The organism is Bacillus canaveralius (genome assembly GCF_002860125.1).
GTDB classification, from domain to species: Bacteria; Bacillota; Bacilli; order Bacillales; family Cytobacillaceae; genus Bacillus_BJ; species Bacillus_BJ canaveralius.
In genome coordinates this window covers 111,552-126,522 of record NZ_PGVA01000024.1, presented here as the reverse complement: position 1 = coordinate 126,522, position 14,971 = coordinate 111,552, and the positions used below count along the sequence as shown (strand labels likewise).

Annotated in this window: 19 protein-coding genes and 1 pseudogene; 11 read left to right on the top strand and 9 right to left on the bottom strand. The window is 43.1% G+C overall.

Annotated elements, in window-relative coordinates:
* Nucleotides 1–7: 7 nt before the first annotated feature.
* Nucleotides 8–268, bottom strand: coding sequence for a hypothetical protein (locus tag CU635_RS10560; RefSeq protein WP_101577331.1), 261 nt, complete (start codon nucleotides 266–268; stop codon nucleotides 8–10).
* A gap of 660 nt (nucleotides 269–928) precedes the next feature.
* A complete protein-coding gene (liaG, locus tag CU635_RS10555; protein WP_101577330.1) occupies nucleotides 929–1,786 on the bottom strand; it encodes a LiaG family protein in 858 nt (285 codons plus the stop codon).
* A gap of 801 nt (nucleotides 1,787–2,587) precedes the next feature.
* On the opposite strand from liaG, the gene CU635_RS10550 reads away from it, so the two are divergent.
* Nucleotides 2,588–2,770 carry a hypothetical protein gene (locus tag CU635_RS10550; RefSeq protein WP_101577329.1) on the top strand — a complete coding sequence of 61 codons (183 nt, stop codon included), beginning with the start codon at nucleotides 2,588–2,590 and terminating at the stop codon, nucleotides 2,768–2,770.
* A 608-nt stretch (nucleotides 2,771–3,378) separates the two neighbouring features.
* Here the strand turns inward: CU635_RS10550 and CU635_RS10545 are convergent.
* Nucleotides 3,379–4,005, bottom strand: coding sequence for an FMN-dependent NADH-azoreductase (locus tag CU635_RS10545; protein WP_101577328.1), 627 nt, complete (start codon nucleotides 4,003–4,005; stop codon nucleotides 3,379–3,381).
* A 303-nt stretch (nucleotides 4,006–4,308) separates the two neighbouring features.
* On the opposite strand from CU635_RS10545, the gene CU635_RS23305 reads away from it, so the two are divergent.
* The 7 genes from CU635_RS23305 to CU635_RS10515 all read left to right on the top strand — a co-directional run bounded on the left by CU635_RS23305 (nucleotide 4,309) and on the right by CU635_RS10515 (nucleotide 10,446).
* Complete coding sequence (locus CU635_RS23305) at nucleotides 4,309–4,458, top strand: hypothetical protein (RefSeq protein ID WP_180955618.1); 150 nt, start codon at nucleotides 4,309–4,311, stop codon at nucleotides 4,456–4,458.
* 280 nt (nucleotides 4,459–4,738) lie between these two features.
* Nucleotides 4,739–7,165, top strand: coding sequence for a nitrite reductase large subunit NirB (nirB, locus tag CU635_RS10540; RefSeq protein WP_101577327.1), 2,427 nt, complete (start codon nucleotides 4,739–4,741; stop codon nucleotides 7,163–7,165).
* Between the two features lie 13 nt (nucleotides 7,166–7,178).
* On the top strand, nucleotides 7,179–7,499 hold the full coding sequence (nirD, locus tag CU635_RS10535) for a nitrite reductase small subunit NirD (RefSeq protein ID WP_101577326.1): 321 nt from the start codon (nucleotides 7,179–7,181) through the stop codon (nucleotides 7,497–7,499).
* Nucleotides 7,500–7,579: 80 nt separating this feature from the next.
* The gene (gene cobA / locus CU635_RS10530; protein ID WP_101577325.1) at nucleotides 7,580–9,052 is read left to right on the top strand and encodes a uroporphyrinogen-III C-methyltransferase; all 1,473 of its coding nucleotides are present in this window, start codon (nucleotides 7,580–7,582) and stop codon (nucleotides 9,050–9,052) included.
* Between the two features lie 31 nt (nucleotides 9,053–9,083).
* Nucleotides 9,084–9,614 (top strand): sirohydrochlorin chelatase, encoded by a 531-nt coding sequence (locus CU635_RS10525; RefSeq protein WP_101577324.1) that lies wholly within the window; start codon nucleotides 9,084–9,086, stop codon nucleotides 9,612–9,614.
* A gap of 6 nt (nucleotides 9,615–9,620) precedes the next feature.
* A complete protein-coding gene (locus CU635_RS10520) occupies nucleotides 9,621–9,848 on the top strand; it encodes a hypothetical protein (RefSeq protein ID WP_101577323.1) in 228 nt (75 codons plus the stop codon).
* On the top strand, nucleotides 9,817–10,446 hold the full coding sequence (locus tag CU635_RS10515; protein WP_101577322.1) for a precorrin-2 dehydrogenase/sirohydrochlorin ferrochelatase family protein: 630 nt from the start codon (nucleotides 9,817–9,819) through the stop codon (nucleotides 10,444–10,446). Before CU635_RS10520 ends, CU635_RS10515 begins: the two co-directional genes overlap by 32 nt.
* Nucleotides 10,447–10,477: 31 nt before the next feature.
* Here the strand turns inward: CU635_RS10515 and CU635_RS10510 are convergent, their stop codons facing one another.
* On the bottom strand, nucleotides 10,478–10,687 hold the full coding sequence (locus CU635_RS10510) for a hypothetical protein (RefSeq protein ID WP_101577321.1): 210 nt from the start codon (nucleotides 10,685–10,687) through the stop codon (nucleotides 10,478–10,480).
* Between the two features lie 143 nt (nucleotides 10,688–10,830).
* On the opposite strand from CU635_RS10510, the gene CU635_RS10505 reads away from it, so the two are divergent.
* Both CU635_RS10505 and CU635_RS10500 read left to right on the top strand, forming a co-directional pair.
* Complete coding sequence (locus CU635_RS10505) at nucleotides 10,831–11,151, top strand: DUF4937 domain-containing protein (RefSeq protein WP_180956525.1); 321 nt, start codon at nucleotides 10,831–10,833, stop codon at nucleotides 11,149–11,151.
* The gene (locus CU635_RS10500; protein ID WP_101577319.1) at nucleotides 11,126–11,362 is read left to right on the top strand and encodes a hypothetical protein; all 237 of its coding nucleotides are present in this window, start codon (nucleotides 11,126–11,128) and stop codon (nucleotides 11,360–11,362) included. The genes CU635_RS10505 and CU635_RS10500 overlap by 26 nt, the downstream gene beginning before the upstream one ends.
* Before the next feature lie 58 nt (nucleotides 11,363–11,420).
* On the opposite strand, the gene CU635_RS23300 is transcribed toward CU635_RS10500, so the two are convergent.
* Together CU635_RS23300 and CU635_RS10495 are read right to left on the bottom strand one after the other, a co-directional pair.
* Nucleotides 11,421–11,585 carry a hypothetical protein gene (locus CU635_RS23300; RefSeq protein WP_180956526.1) on the bottom strand — a complete coding sequence of 55 codons (165 nt, stop codon included), beginning with the start codon at nucleotides 11,583–11,585 and terminating at the stop codon, nucleotides 11,421–11,423.
* A 65-nt stretch (nucleotides 11,586–11,650) separates the two neighbouring features.
* Nucleotides 11,651–11,941, bottom strand: a complete 291-nt coding sequence (locus CU635_RS10495) for a helix-turn-helix domain-containing protein (protein WP_101577318.1) — start codon at nucleotides 11,939–11,941, stop codon at nucleotides 11,651–11,653.
* A 170-nt stretch (nucleotides 11,942–12,111) separates the two neighbouring features.
* Between CU635_RS10495 and CU635_RS10490 the strand changes: the two genes are divergently transcribed.
* Nucleotides 12,112–12,492, top strand: coding sequence for a helix-turn-helix domain-containing protein (locus CU635_RS10490; protein WP_101577317.1), 381 nt, complete (start codon nucleotides 12,112–12,114; stop codon nucleotides 12,490–12,492).
* Nucleotides 12,493–12,655: 163 nt separating this feature from the next.
* Here CU635_RS10490 and CU635_RS10485 read toward each other — a convergent pair whose 3' ends face one another.
* The 3 genes and pseudogenes from CU635_RS10485 to CU635_RS10475 all read right to left on the bottom strand — a co-directional run bounded on the left by CU635_RS10485 (nucleotide 12,656) and on the right by CU635_RS10475 (nucleotide 14,951).
* On the bottom strand, nucleotides 12,656–13,411 hold the full coding sequence (locus CU635_RS10485) for a (S)-benzoin forming benzil reductase (RefSeq protein ID WP_101577316.1): 756 nt from the start codon (nucleotides 13,409–13,411) through the stop codon (nucleotides 12,656–12,658).
* Between the two features lie 95 nt (nucleotides 13,412–13,506).
* Nucleotides 13,507–14,199, bottom strand: a pseudogene (locus CU635_RS10480) (energy-coupling factor ABC transporter ATP-binding protein); the annotation flags it as partial.
* 53 nt (nucleotides 14,200–14,252) lie between these two features.
* Nucleotides 14,253–14,951 (bottom strand): ABC transporter permease, encoded by a 699-nt coding sequence (locus CU635_RS10475; protein ID WP_101577314.1) that lies wholly within the window; start codon nucleotides 14,949–14,951, stop codon nucleotides 14,253–14,255.
* Nucleotides 14,952–14,971: the final 20 nt, after the last annotated feature.

Below are 14,971 nucleotides of genomic sequence, written 5' to 3'. Positions count from 1 at the left end.
AGTCGTTTTAATTTGCTCTACTGGCAGTCCCTCCGTTTTGAGGTTCTTCAATCTCCAATAATTTCAACAGTTTCTTGTTATTCCGCTTCTTCATAGCCCAAGCTCGGAACCGTTCATCTTCTTGAATTTGGCTTAAATAATACTCGACAACCTCATTTTCGGTGTTATCCGTGTATTCGGAATAAGCCTTGACCAAATCTATTATCTTTTGCGATACTTCCCAATCTGCCTTTTTTAAATTCTTTTCCTTTGGCACCATAAATCGCATAATAAAGCCTCCCTTATTTAGGAAAAATAGCACACTTTTTAGTATATATTTTAGCCAATTAAATCGCACTTCATGACTATTGTACATTGTCACCTGTATGCTATTTTTGGTGCTATTTTTATTGAATTATCCAAACAAATGGCTCTATATCAATAAAAAATGACCTATCAGATAATGCTGATAGGTCTGCGATTTTATATGTTATTTTATTGTTTTGTCCCCATCAAGAGAACCCGTTAGTTTAAAGCTGCGGTTCTCTTCTTTTTGAAGGAATTCAGTAACAGAAAATAGAAGTATTTTGTGACTATACATGAAAGGAACAAGCCATGAAAAGAATAGGAATGTTATTCATTATTTTGGCGGCTCTTTGGCTGGCTGGACACTTGAGTCCACATCTGTCAGGGAGGGTTAAATCGTAATAAGGCATGGAACTGCTTATCTATAACTTGTATTTAACATTTTCCAGCTATCTTTAGATGGGCAAAGAGAGCGGGTGCTTTTATGGCTCATGAAGGCCAAAACTCATGTGGAAAATAGGAAAGTGTTCTTTACAGGGCTCATGAAGGCCAAAACTCATTTGGAAAATGGGAAAGTGTTCGTCATAGGATTTTATAAACATTATATGTAAAAAAGGAGAATGGCAAGTATTCTCCTCACGAATTAAAAGACATTAATTTGTCCGCTCGAAACATTCAAATTAATTTCATGTTTACCTGAACCATAAGTGCCTTCCATTAGCTTTTTGCTTGTATTTTGGTTCTTTAAATCAAAATCGCTATAAATATCCCCACTGCTCACTTGCCCTTTTAAACTGAAATCGGCATCAGCAGGAAGGTCGAGACTGACATCTCCAGAGCTGACATCAATATTAATTGCATCGTTCAGTTTTGCCATTTGAACGATTAATTCTCCCGATGAAACATCAGCATTTAATTGTCCGGAATAATTGGATAGCATCGTATCTCCGGAACTGACATTAAAAACACCTTTTTCAGCAGTAAGAGTTTCAATCACAACACTGCCTGATCCTACGTCTTGCACGTATTCTTTGACATCCAGGTTCATTATATTCACATCACCTGAACCCATGTGAAGTGATAAATGATTCAATTTTGCAGGATTTCCCGCCGATCCTCCATCATAATTAAATGTGCCTGAACCAATATCGATATTCATATCCTCTTTGTAGTTCTCGGGAATATAAACGGCAAGTGTTGGCGTGTTGAAAAAACCAAAACCTTGATACCATTTCCGATCATAATCCACTGTAATCTTATCTCCGCGCTCTTTAACCGTTACCTTGCCTTTACCATCAAGCACCGCTTTGACATTGTCCCGTTCCTCAGGAATAACCACCGCATCCAGGCTGGAAACATCAATTTCAATCAAATCGATATTGTCCGTAACTCGTGCCTGTTGCTCGTCTTTTCCGGTCAGCAGGCTTGAAATATTGAAGCTGGAGAAAAACAATAAGTACACGCCAAGAATGATGCAAAAAATGATTAATATTCTTTTCATTTCTTTACCCGCTTTCTATAATGATCATGTAATAAGCTCTCGTTTATCGTATAACGAATAAACTGTATCGACAATATCAGTGTATTACGGATTTTCTCTTAATTCATTGAGCCGGGGAATTATTTTTTTGTAAGTCCTAAGACGTAAAGCGGTGAATCAGGATCAAGGAATACCCTGGATGAGGCGGGGGATCACAATGCACAGATTTCCGGGGCGTAATGAAAAAAGAACTGTGAAGTTTCGTTAAGCAGCTAAGTTTTGAAGTGGAAAAATGATAAAAAGGCTCATTATAAATGAGGTTAATTTGCCGTCAAACATTATTAGAAGATAAATAAGTTCCCGAATGAGGGATTTCTAGAAATTTGCTATGGTGCTAATCCGAGTGAGGGGGTGAAATCGGACAGCGGTTGGCGGGGAATGACCTATGGGAGTCCGAATGTTCGGGTTATTCGGACAAGATGAGCGGGGAATAAGCAATGATAGTCCGAAAGAGTTGGCTATTCGGACAGGATGAGCGGGGAATAAGCAATGATAGTCTGAATGAGTGGGCTATTCGGACAGGACGAGCGGGAAAAAAGCAATGACAGTCCGAATGTTCGGGTTATTCGGACAAGACAGGCGGGAAACTGGCATATGATAGTCCGAATGAGTGGGCTATTCGGACAGGACAGGCGGGAAACTAGCAATAATAGTCTGAATGAGTGGGCTATTCGGACAGGATGAGCGGGGAATAAGCAATGATAGTCTGAATGAGTGGGCTATTCGGACAGGATGAGTGGGGAATAAGCAATGATAGTCTGAATGAGTGGGCTATTCGGACAGGACGAACGGGAAAAAAGCAATGACAGTCCGAATGTTCGGGTTATTCGGACAAGACAGGCGGGAAATTGGCATATGATAGTCCGAATGCGCGGGTTATTCGGACAAGATGAGCGGGGAATAAGCAATGATAGTCCGAAAGAGTTGGCTATTCGGACAGGATGAGCGGGGAATAAGCAATGATAGTCTGAATGAGTGGGCTATTCGGACAGGACGAGCGGGAAAAAAGCAATGATAGTCCGAATGCGCGGGTTATTCGGACAGGACAGGCGGGAAACTAGCAATAATAGTCTGAATGAGTGGGCTATTCGGACAGGGCATACAAGAACTAACCAATGATAGTCCGAATTGCGGGTTATTCGGACAGGACAAGCAAGAAATAAGCAATGATAGTCTAAATGAGTGGGTTATTCGGACCATCTTGTGCACATTATGGCTCGGTACAACGCGATGATGTGCCCAGCTCAGTCCGAGTCGCTGCGGTCCTGCGGATGGAGTCAAGCCCGATTTCACTGTCAGGCCCGCAGCATCGACGTGGTAGTTCCGATGTTGCCATCAAACGTGGCGGTTTTGAGTCGGCCAGCGCTTTTCGAAGCTTGCCAAAGCCTTCCGTATCTCTTTATATGGCGTTGATATATCAACAAAAAATAAAGAGTCCAATTCATATGCGAATTGGACATCAAATTATGGTGTTTACCGATGATTTGTACCTTAAAACTGAACTACTTAGAAGTTTGGTACAAGACCAAATTCACAGCTCTTTCTAATGGATATTAGAATTGATTTGCAGCCGTTGCTGCCCTCGCGATACCTTCTTCAATGATATCTGCTGCTCTGTCAGGAAATTGATTATGTCCTTCGACAATAACAGTTGTTACATCCTTGATTCCCCAGAATCCAAGCACAGTCATGACATAATTAACTGCCATTTCAATCGAAGCTGCAGGGCCTTCTGAATAAACACCGCCTCTTGCATTTAAAAGAACGACCTGCTTGTCTGAGAGCAATCCTTCTGGACCTTCCTGTGTATAGCGGAATGTTTTTCCCGCCTGGCCAAGATAATCAAAATAAGTATGCAGAACTGCCGGAATCGTAAAGTTCCATAGCGGGAAACCAAAAACTACTTTATCAGCAGCAATAAATTGGTCCAAATACTTATTAACCAACTCTGTTGCTTGCTGTTCTTCAGGCGTGAGTTCAAGACCGCGGCCTAGCTTAAACATACCGTTGATTTTATCAGTATCGTAATATGGCAGATTTTCTGCAAACAAATCAAGTTCTGTGATCTGATCTTCTGGATGGGATTCTTTATAGCTGTTTAGAAAAGCTTCATATAATTGCACGCTGACTGCTTGCTCAGCAGGTCGTGAATTTGCTTTTACAAATAAAACATTTGCCATTGGCTGTGTTCCTCCATTATCTATGTTGTGGTTGTTGTAGCCTGAGAGTGCAGTGTCTGCAAGGAGGTTAAATATGCGGGCAATCAATCTTCCTCAAAATCTTTCAAATATTGTTTATCCGGCCGTCAAAAACAATTGATCATGAATGATAGCTTGCAAAAATGCTGCACAAACAAAATACTTTGCGATTATATAATAGTTATTTTTTGGCTGTCAAAAAAACTGCTCACACATGCAGCGAGCGATGTTTTTCAATGAAATCTTTCGGGAAAAGACTAACAATGACTTTAAGGAGGGATAGACATGGCATCTAACAGAAAAGAGAAAGAAAGCTTATTGGACTATGCGCGGAAACTACAAGAAGAACAAAAGGAGGAGAGTCAATTCAAGGACCAGGGCAGAGTGCCTGACCAGCAAAACCGCTTAAAGGATCAAGAGAATTTAAGAAAATAGTTAAGTGAATGAATTTCATAAAGCAATTTCTTTAATGGAAAAACGAACAGGCATAAACTTTAGGCGGGAACAGATCAGCTGTTCCCGGCTTATTTCTTCCCAATTATATGTGAGGACACGCACTATCTTTTTTTTGCATTTTTTGTGAAGAAGTGAACAATTTTTACATCAATGTGATCAACTTCACAAACTTTGTATATTTATCGCATTACAATAAAGGCAGAAGAACAATGATATTCATTGTAAACGACAATACTGAGCTGCACTGGAGGACCATAACATGAACAAGACGAAGCTCGTCATGATCGGAAACGGCATGGCCGGGGTCAGAACAATTGAAGAAATCCTGAAAATTGCGCCTGACAGATTTGAAATCACGATATTCGGAAACGAACCATACCCGAATTACAACAGGATCCAATTATCGACAGTCCTTCAGGGAGATACCAATGTTGAAGATATCATTATGAATAACTGGAGCTGGTATGAAGACAATCAGATTCAGCTATATACAGGTGAGGCAATCACAACAATCGATAAAGCAAACAAACGGGTGATATCGGAAAAGGGCCGGACCGTCACCTACGATAAACTGATTATCGCGACAGGCTCAAGCTCATTCATCCTGCCCATTCCGGGAGCTGACAAACAGGGTGTAACAGGATTTCGTGATATTCGAGATTGTGAAATGATGATCAATATTGCGGAAACAAACAAAAAAGCAATCGTAATTGGCGGCGGGCTGCTCGGTCTTGAAGCTGCCCGGGGATTGCTTAATCTCGGGATGGAAGTCGATGTTGTGCATTTAATGCCGGATCTCATGGAAAGACAGCTTGATCCAATTGCTGCTGCGATGCTGAAGCGAGAGCTTGAGAATCAGGGCATGAATTTCTTGATGGAAAAAGAAACGGTTGAAATTCTTGGCAATGACCGTGTGACAGGGCTCCGCTTTCAAGATGGTTCGGAAGTCGGCGCGGACCTCGTTGTGATGGCTGTTGGAATTAAACCGAACACAGATCTTGCAAAAGACAGCGGTATATACGTTAACAGGGGGATCGTCGTCAATGATTACATGGAGACGAGTGAAGCGAATATTTATGCAGTCGGTGAATGTGCTGAACACCGGGAAATTGTATACGGCCTGGTTGCTCCGCTCTACGAACAAGGCAAAGTTCTTGCTGCACATTTATGCGGGCAGCAGCCAAAACCCTATGAAGGATCAATTGTCGGTACACAGCTAAAGGTTTCTGATGTCGACTTGTTCTCCGCCGGAGAAATCATCGATGACCCGACCACACAGTCCATTAAAGTCCATAATGAATTTGATGGTATTTATAAGAAAATCTTGATCTGCAATAACACGGTCGTTGGCATAGTCCTTTACGGGGAAACGAAGGACAGCACAAAGTTGTTCAGAATGCTTCTGAATAAAGAAGATATCAGTGGCATGACCAGCACATCACTCTTACAGACTCAAAGTGGCGGCGGTGAGCATAGTGATATCGTCTCAATGCCAGCTGAAGAACTGGTATGTGGCTGTAACGGTGTGACTAAAGGGACGATTGTCGATGCTATTCAAATAAATCAGCTGACAACCGTTGATGAAGTGGGTGGATGTACCAATGCCGGTCGCTCGTGTGGACGCTGTAAACCGCTCATTTCTGATATATTAGCTTATACACTGGGTGACAGCTTTGACGCAGCACCGAAAAAACAAACGCTGTGCGGCTGTACAGAATTAAGCCGGGATGAAATCGTCGCAGAAATCCGGGAAAAGGGCTTGACAGGCGTCAAAGAAGCGATGTACGTGCTGGGATGGAAGCAGGAGGAAGGCTGTACGAAATGCCGCCCGGCGCTTAACTATTTCCTTGGAATGGTCCATCAGGAGCTTTATCGTGATGACCGTGACTCCCGCCTCGTCAATGAAAAAATGCACGCTAATATCCAAAAGGATGGAACTTATTCTGTAGTGCCGCGAATGTATGGCGGCGTAACGACTGCGGAGGATCTGCAAAAAATCGCCGAAGTCGCCAGAAAATATGACGTCCCGCTTGTGAAACTGACAGGCGGCCAGCGGATTGGCCTGTTCGGATTGAAACAAGAAGATTTGCCGCAAATCTGGGAAGAGCTCGGCATGCCGTCCGGCTATGCGTACGGTAAAACACTGCGTACGGTAAAAACTTGTGTCGGGGCAAAGTTTTGTCGTTTTGGAACGCAGGACTCAATGAGCCTGGGAATCAGATTGGAGAAAAAATTCGAACGCCTCGATACACCGCATAAGGTCAAGATGGGAGTGTCGGCCTGCCCGCGCAACTGTGCTGAAGCAGGCATTAAAGACGTCGGGGTCGTCGGAATCGATGGCGGCTGGGAAATTTATGTTGCTGGAAACGGCGGGACTGACCTCCGTGCCGGGGACCTGCTCTGTACTGTTAAAACGGAAGAAGAAGTTATGGATATAACCGGTGCCTACATGCAGTATTATCGCGAGACAGCAAACTACTTGGAACGCACCTCAAAATGGCTTGACCGAATCGGGCTCGGAGCTGTAAAAGAAATACTCGCAGAAGAGGGCTTAAGAAAACAATTAAACGAGCGCCTCGACCGCACCCTTTCAAGATATAATGAACCATGGATGGAAGCTATTGAAAGCAAAGAAATCCAGGAAAAATATTACCAAACACGATCAATCCCGGTAACGGTTCGATAAAGGAGTGGCAGACATGAGGACAACAAAAGAAAAAATCAGAGTGGCGGACTATGCGGCCCTTCCAGCAGGATCGGGGCAAGTCATAAAAATTGAAAACGAAGAAATTGCGTTGTTCCGTTTGACAAATGGTGAAGTGAAAGCGATTGAAAATAAGAGTCCGCATCCAAAAGGCGGGACCCTTGCAGCAGGCATGCTAAGCGGCGAATTCATTTATTGCCCGGTTTACGATTGGAAGATTTCATTGCAGGATGGAAGAGTCCAGGCACCGGAAAGCGGCAAGGTAAAAACATACAATATCGAGGTCGAGGGTGATAGCGTGTACCTTGTTCGATAAATGATTGAACTTGGAAACGCAATTCATCAAAGGAAAAAAGGTTTATTTTCTACACGAAACCCCGGAAGGATGTCAGCATCATGAGTAAAGGAAAAGTGTATTTAATTGGAGCCGGCCCTGGCGATGTCGGATTAATCACCGTCAAAGGTATGGAAGCCATTAGGAAAGCGGAAGTGATTCTTTATGACAGGCTGGCAAATCCGAAGCTGCTTGAATTTGCAGTGCCCGGCTGCGAGCTGATATATTGCGGAAAACTGCCCCACCGTCATATTTTACGCCAGGAAGCCATCACTGATTTGCTCGTTTCAAATGCGCTTACAGGAAAAACCGTAATCCGTCTAAAAGGCGGGGACCCGGGGGTTTTCGGCCGTGTCGGCGAAGAAGCGGAAGCTTTGGCGCAGCATGGTATCGAGTTTGAAATCGTTCCCGGTATTTCTTCCGGGATTGCGGCTCCACTTTATGCGGGCATTCCCGTCACGCACCGAAAATATGGTGAATCTTTTGCCGTTGTGACGGCTCATGATAAATCGCTGGATGGCAAGCCGCTTCTTGATTGGCCAGGACTCGCTTCCGGTGTTGATACGATTGCCTTTTACATGGGAATTGCAAATTTGCCATTCATTTGCGAAAACCTCATCAAAAATGGTAAGCCTTCCGACACAGCAGTGATCTTGATTCAGTGGGGCACATTCGGGCGCCAGAAGACGCTCCAGGGTACACTGGCAACAATTGCAGTTCAAGCGACAGCGGTCAGTTTCAGCAATCCTGCGATAACATTGGTAGGCAATATCGTGTCCTTAAGGGAAAAAATCAGCTGGTTTGAAAAAAAGCCATTGTTTGGCCGGCAAATTTTGCTTGCCCGGACGGGAACCAATCAAAGTGAACTTGCAAAAGAGCTTTCGGACCAGGGTGCAGATGTGATCGAATTTCCGAAATGGAATAAGGTCCCGGCCCCGATTGATATGCATATACTAAAGAACTTAGATGCTTATTGCAGAATTTTGTTCACTTCGCCGGAAAGTATCACCGATTTTTTTACAGTCCTTTTCGAAGCGGGAATCGATATCCGCTCCCTGAAGGCTGAGCTTTTTGGAGCTTCAGTGAAATCTGCCAAAGCATTGAATGAAAAAGGCTTTTTGGCCGACACAGCTGAAAAAATGCGTCCTGATGGAAGGCTGCTTCTGGTTGGTGACAATCATCTTCAAGAACAGCAGCTGGCCTATGCCTCCTCCAAGTATGGACGATTTGATTTGTACATCACGAGCCATAAAAAAATCGATGAACAGTTTCTGCCGATTTTTGAGCGAATGCTTGAGGAAGCTGCTGTTGATACCGTTATTTTTCCAAGCAGTTTATCGGTCAAGATTCTGATGCAAGAGGGGATCAATGCTAACTTTATTCCAAGGGAGCTGCTGGATCGTGCATCAATCGTCTGTATGGGGAAGCAAACGCTGCAGGCAGCGGCAGAACATGAAATTAAGCCGAAAGCTGTGCTTGCCAATCCAACTAAAGCTGCTTTGTTGGAGCATTTGATAAATAGTAAATGGGGGTAAGCCTCTGCTTAAAGTATAGGAGGACAAGCACATGGAGGCAGTCATTTTAATCGGCCATGGAAGCCGGTCGGAAAAGGGGAACATGAAGTTCCGAAGATTTATCGATGAGTGGTATAAAGTGGTCGAAGTGCCGATAAAAGCATACGGCTTTCTCGAAAACGGGGAACCGGATATTTTTCAAGCTGTAGAAGGCTGTGTTGAAAAAGGCGCAAAGCAATTGATTATTGTTCCGTTCCTGCTGCTGCCGGGCATTCATGCCAATGAAGATATTCCATCAGAATTAAAAACGGTACAACAGGTATTTCCCGATGTTACGATTCAATACGGAAAACCAATCGGCTATGACGAAGAAGTTGTAAAGGTGATTCAGGAACGGCTTGGCGCGAAAGGTTTTTCAAACAGCAAACAGGAATCAGTGTTGCTTGTCTGCCACGGCAGCCGCGAGCCAGAAGCCGCAAAGGAATTGAGCCGTCTCGCAGAAATGCTCCAATTCAATCTTGCTTCGCCGGTGTATACCGGGTATATTAAATCTGATCCCGATTACCGGGTTGTGATGGATTGAATCAATATGAATAAAGTCTATGTCGTCCCACATTTTCTTTTTACAGGTGGAGTTGCAAAGCAGATTTCTGAACGGCTTGCAGGAGAACAATCGATTTTGTGTGATCCGACCGGTTTTGATGGAAGGCTCCGAAACGTTCTGCGCAAAAGAGTTGCTGAAACTAGGGCAAGCCATGCTATATTTGGACGTAGAGGTGTTGATTATGAAAGAAGAGTATTATCCGGTGAACCTTAATTTGTCCGGAAAAATGACTGTGGTTGTCGGAGGGGGAAAAGTGGCCGAGCGCAAGGTTTACGGGCTGCTAAATACGGGCGCCACAATCTGCGTCGTTAGTCCTGAATTAACTGCGGGCCTGAAAAAATTAGCGGATGGACAGAACATTGATTGGCGCCAAAAAAGCTTTTCTGCCGAGGATATTCAAGAGGCAGCATTGATTATCGCCGCGACAAATAATCAAGAAGCAAACATAGAAGTCCACAGGGCTGCCTCAGATTTTCAGCTTGTCAGCATGGCGGATAACCCTGAGCATTCAGACTTTATAGCACCGTCCGTTTTGAAAAGAGGAAAGCTTCTAATTACAGTCTCCACCTCGGGAGCCAGCCCTTCGTTGGCAAAAGCAATACGAGATGACCTTGCCGAAGTGTATGATGAAAAATTCGAAAACTATCTCGAATTTCTACATGATTGTCGACAATTTATCTTAAACAACGTCGCCGATCCCATCAAGAAGCAACAGCTCTTGACAGCCATCATCGACCCTGCTTTTTTAAACAGCAACACCAGGGAAGAAGAGTTTGAAAAATTGTATGCGGAAATTTTAACAACGGACTAATTCGCCTTCTCCGGTTGTTTAGTTTTGTTAGCTATAAAATATATGACAAAAGATAAATAATCGATCCGATCAGCGAACACCCCGCAAATATATAGGCAATATCTGATGCATCAACATCTTCAATATCTTCGATCCCCTCCAATTGATTTTCAAAATAAAAGGATTCATCTGATTCACGGGTTAATGTCTGTCCATTATTAAGATATTCCATATTAGTAGCGTTTACTGAATTTTTGTTCATTTCTACATCTCCTTTAGGAATATTTGATTCTTTAATAAAATGAAAATGTTTGTATCATAGTACCCATTATGAAACCCTGTGAAACGTTTACGGAAATGGAAAATAAATGTAATAAACAATCAGTCAGTAAGGAGGATCATCAATTGCTAGTCAAATGGATTAGAGCAGAAGTGCCTGACGACAAAAGAGAGCAATTTTCAGAGGCTCAAGAGCAGTGGGCTGAATTGAGAAATCTTCAAGGGTTTCTGGGACAATGCGGGGGATGGAATCAACGCAACCCGAGTGAAGCCTGTGTTATCGGCTTTTGGAAGGATTATCAAGTTATACCCCTTCCGTATTCGGGTATTAACAAGATAAAGAAACAAATTCATTTTGAAACATGGTGTAAAAAAAGCAGCAATGAGCATACTAGGCTTGTTACTGAAGGAGGTTTTTTAAATGAATCGAAAAGAAACGGAAAATAAACCGGCCGACAAGAATGGGAAGCTGGACAGCAGAGAGGCTGCGAAACGAATTTACGGTTCCGCTGAGGGCATGTCTGAAACAGAAGCTGCAAATTTAAAGATCCAAGAGGAGTTTTATGCTGACAATCATCGTCCAGAATACTCAATATTGCCTTATATTTCTGGCAACCCCAACCCAATTCTCATCAAAAACCCTTATGAAAAAAAATAAACCGGCTTTCATCATGAAAGCCGGTTTTTGCATGGCCCAAAACCGGAACAGTTATTCATTATTCAAAAGGATAGTATACTCCATTCATTTCCCGAAGCAATTCTTTAATATCCTCAATCGCATCTTCCCGTTCATACAGTTCATCCTCAGTTATACGATGAAGGAGCCTCAACAAGGCAACTTGGATTTCAGCGATCGTTAAAGCTGTTTCGAGCTTGGTCATATAAGGATCTCCCCTTAATTCCATTTTCCGTTCAGCTTTCAATGAGCAAGGCTCGAGGTTACTTGCTATCCCTCACCAGGCTTTCTTTTTTTATTCTTATTGGGTTGTCCAACAGAATCATTACTCCCAATACTATCGATTTCTTTTATAACCAATTCCGTTAGTTTATCATCAAAAAAAGTACTCGGATTTACGTTTAAAATAAGTCCAATAACCTTAAGCCTTTCTGCATCCAATCTAACACTTCCCGAAGCGATATGCCTGTAACCTTGCAGAGACAAATTTAACTTCTTGGCCATATGCGTTTTTGTAACCCCTCTTGCTTGACGAATACGTTCAACATTTATATGAATCAATGTATCCCCTCCAAAACAAGAATAACGATTTCCGTTAATAAAATCATACTACCATTTCCTGTTAATGTCAAATATAATCCATTAGATCTCAAATTCCGTTAGTTTTCTATCGAAATTAGTTACTAATTGGTATTATTAAAATAAAACTAATCCGATAGCAGGTGATTTAAATGTCAATCGGTCACCGAATTAGAGAGTATAGGAAGAGAAGAAAACTAACGCAAAAGGAACTCGCTACAAAAGTCAATGTTTCGTCACAGGTCGTCTCAAATTGGGAGCGGGGATACACTTCTCCGGGAACTGAAGATATTGCCAGACTGACAAAGGTGCTTGAAGTAACTGCAGATTATTTATTAGGTCGAGAAAGCCAGGTGAGAGAACACGGTTACGACAATTTCACCACAAGAGAAGAGGAAAATGAGATAGTCGAGCTTCTTAACGATCCGGAGTTTAGGATATGGCGTGAGGAATTAAAAAATTCTCCAGAAGAAAATCGCCACGAAGCTCTCCGTTTTCTCAAATGGCTAAATACAAAAGGGAAAAAATCTTAAAACCAACACGTGGTTTACATTCAGAAGCTGAAAAAAGACGGGGTAGCAGCGTAAATAATAAGCACATTTAAGCGAACCCCGACCCCTTTGAAAACATATTGATGCACGAGAACTCGATTAATTAAGCGAAACCATTGTTCCCGCTTTTTGTGAGGGTAAACAGTTATAGCAATTCATTGATATGATAAATCTTTCCTGAATCAATCGTTCCTTCCAGGAGTTTGTCCATTAATGCATTGGCAACTATGTATGGGCTGCGCAAAGCTCCTGTTTCCTTGTATTGCTGAAATGTATCAACATCATGAAAAGCTTCGGCAGATGAAGAACGGATCGTCACTTGCATGTCGGTGTCCATTACACCAGGGCTAAAAGCAATAATTTTATGTGGGTGGCCTGCAGAACGTTGCTCCATTGCTGCTGTTTGTGTAAACATATTTAAGGCCGCCTTCGTGCTGCAGTAAATACTCCATCCTTGAATAGGCCGCTCGCCTGCCCCGGAAGAAATGTTTATGATATGAATGGGAGTGTTGTGGCGATTTGCTTCCGAAATGAACAGGTTTGTCAGTAAAACGGGAGCGGTTAAATTGATTTGAATACTGTCTTCGACGAACTGAGCATCAAGGCGCCCAACCGTTTCAATCGGTTCGATCGTACCAGCGTTATTAATCAAATAAACAAGCTCTGGCCGCTTTCCAAAAAGCATTGTTGCAGCTTCTGAAAAAGCCGCATGGGCCTGCTCCACATCTGAGAGGCTGCAGGAAATGTGCTGATAGAGATGACCCTTTTCAGTTGCGATCGCTTGCAATTCCGTATTCTCAGTACGGGAAATGGTGATGATGCCAATGTTCTCTGCAAGCATTCGTTTGGCGATTTCTGCACCCAATCCTTTTGATGCCCCGGTAATTAATGCAAATTTCATTATTGTTCACTCCTTGACATTAGTAACACTAGTCAACCACAAAATAGGGACCAAATCCAAATTAAAAGTCTGCCGTTCAATGATAAATCCGACAGTTACTGGTTGCTCTGCTTTTCCATTAATGGATTCCAGCCACTTAAAAAGGTTGATGCCTGCTGGTGGGGATGAGCAATTACCTCAACGGTTGCCCCTGCCTGAACAACTGCCCCTTCCTTTAAAATGATGAGACGATTTGTTAAGTATTCAATTTCCGTCAAGTCATGGCTGACAAGGACGACCGTTGTATTAGTTTCGTCGATGGCCTTTTTTAAATTTTGAATTAACTTCCTTTTAGTCGGATAATCGAGTGCGGAAAACGGTTCGTCAAGGAATAAAACCTCGGGCTCAAGCGCAAAAGCCCGTGCAAGATTGACTCTCTGGGCCTCGCCGCCGGACAAATGCTGTGCTTGTTTTGCAGCAAGATGGCCAATCTCAAAAGCATCAAGCCAAAACGCAATCTTGTTTTTCAATTCTTTGTTGCCGGTATTGCGGATTTTTAGGCCGATTGCGACGTTCTTATGGACAGAAGCATTGAACAATAGCGGCTGTTGCAGCGCAATCGCAAACCTTCTGCGCAATTGAAGAGGTGGTTTTTGGAGGGGGGTGTTTTGCCCTTGAAAAAAATAACTTCCGATGCATTTCGGTTCCAACAAACAAAGGGCCTTCAACAGCGTACTTTTTCCTGCACCATTTGGCCCCATGATGCCAAGGATTTCGCCACGGTCGATGGTTAATTGGCTTATATCAAGAATATTGTTTCCGTTCGCAACCCGTTTCATCTGTTCAATCCGAATTAACTCAGTCATAAAGATCCAGTCCTTTGCTGTAAGAAGGTTAGGCAGCATGTAACCATGAAAGCGAGAAACATCAAAATAAAAGACAGAGCAAGCGCAATATCAAAATTCCCTTTGGAAACTTCCATGACAATGCTTGTCGTCAGTATTCTTGTTTCACCGCGGATGTTTCCGCCGACCATCATCGCGGCGCCGACTTCCGCAATGACCCGGCCAAAGCCAGCCATGACAGCGGCGAGAATGCCAATTTTCGTTTCCTTTAGAAGGATGAACAGCATTTGCAGCTTTGTCGCGCCCAGGCCTTTTATTTGCAGCAGCATTTTGTCATCGATTTGTTGAAAGGCGGAGCTCGTTAATCCTACAATCAGTGGCAGAGACACAACAACCTGAGCGATCACTATCGCCGCAGGTGTAAACAGAAGAGCGTAATCGCCGAAAGGTCCAGACCGCCATAATAAAATTGTAATCCAAAAGCCTGCTACAACAGGGGGAAGGCCCATTCCGATATTGACGAACACAAGCAGGAACTTTTTTCCTGGAAATGAGAGTAAACCGAGACAAACTCCCACAGGAATCCCGATCACTGTACTAATCAGGACTGCTGTTAAGGAGCTTTTTAATGTCAGCCAGGCAATCTCGATAATTTCGGTATCCCCGCTCAAAAGCATTTCGAACGCCCGTTTTAGTCCATCCAGTAAAAGCTCCATATCACTTCATACCCTTCGTT

Bases quoted from the DNA above. Each gene is read 5' to 3' on its own strand.
- CU635_RS10485 (WP_101577316.1), bottom strand. From the start codon at position 13,411: ATGAAATTTGCATTAATTACCGGGGCATCAAAAGGATTGGGTGCAGAA.
- CU635_RS10490 (WP_101577317.1), top strand. From the start codon at position 12,112: ATGTCAATCGGTCACCGAATTAGAGAGTATAGGAAGAGAAGAAAACTA.
- CU635_RS10510 (WP_101577321.1), bottom strand. From the start codon at position 10,687: ATGAACAAAAATTCAGTAAACGCTACTAATATGGAATATCTTAATAAT.
- CU635_RS10525 (WP_101577324.1), top strand. From the start codon at position 9,084: ATGGAGGCAGTCATTTTAATCGGCCATGGAAGCCGGTCGGAAAAGGGG.
- CU635_RS23300 (WP_180956526.1), bottom strand. From the start codon at position 11,585: ATGACCAAGCTCGAAACAGCTTTAACGATCGCTGAAATCCAAGTTGCC.
- CU635_RS10560 (WP_101577331.1), bottom strand. From the start codon at position 268: ATGCGATTTATGGTGCCAAAGGAAAAGAATTTAAAAAAGGCAGATTGG.
- cobA (WP_101577325.1), top strand. From the start codon at position 7,580: ATGAGTAAAGGAAAAGTGTATTTAATTGGAGCCGGCCCTGGCGATGTC.
- CU635_RS10515 (WP_101577322.1), top strand. From the start codon at position 9,817: ATGAAAGAAGAGTATTATCCGGTGAACCTTAATTTGTCCGGAAAAATG.
- CU635_RS10550 (WP_101577329.1), top strand. From the start codon at position 2,588: ATGAGTGGGCTATTCGGACAGGACGAACGGGAAAAAAGCAATGACAGT.
- nirB (WP_101577327.1), top strand. From the start codon at position 4,739: ATGAACAAGACGAAGCTCGTCATGATCGGAAACGGCATGGCCGGGGTC.
- CU635_RS10475 (WP_101577314.1), bottom strand. From the start codon at position 14,951: ATGGAGCTTTTACTGGATGGACTAAAACGGGCGTTCGAAATGCTTTTG.
- CU635_RS10520 (WP_101577323.1), top strand. From the start codon at position 9,621: ATGAATAAAGTCTATGTCGTCCCACATTTTCTTTTTACAGGTGGAGTT.
- CU635_RS10500 (WP_101577319.1), top strand. From the start codon at position 11,126: ATGAATCGAAAAGAAACGGAAAATAAACCGGCCGACAAGAATGGGAAG.
- liaG (WP_101577330.1), bottom strand. From the start codon at position 1,786: ATGAAAAGAATATTAATCATTTTTTGCATCATTCTTGGCGTGTACTTA.
- CU635_RS23305 (WP_180955618.1), top strand. From the start codon at position 4,309: ATGGCATCTAACAGAAAAGAGAAAGAAAGCTTATTGGACTATGCGCGG.
- nirD (WP_101577326.1), top strand. From the start codon at position 7,179: ATGAGGACAACAAAAGAAAAAATCAGAGTGGCGGACTATGCGGCCCTT.
- CU635_RS10545 (WP_101577328.1), bottom strand. From the start codon at position 4,005: ATGGCAAATGTTTTATTTGTAAAAGCAAATTCACGACCTGCTGAGCAA.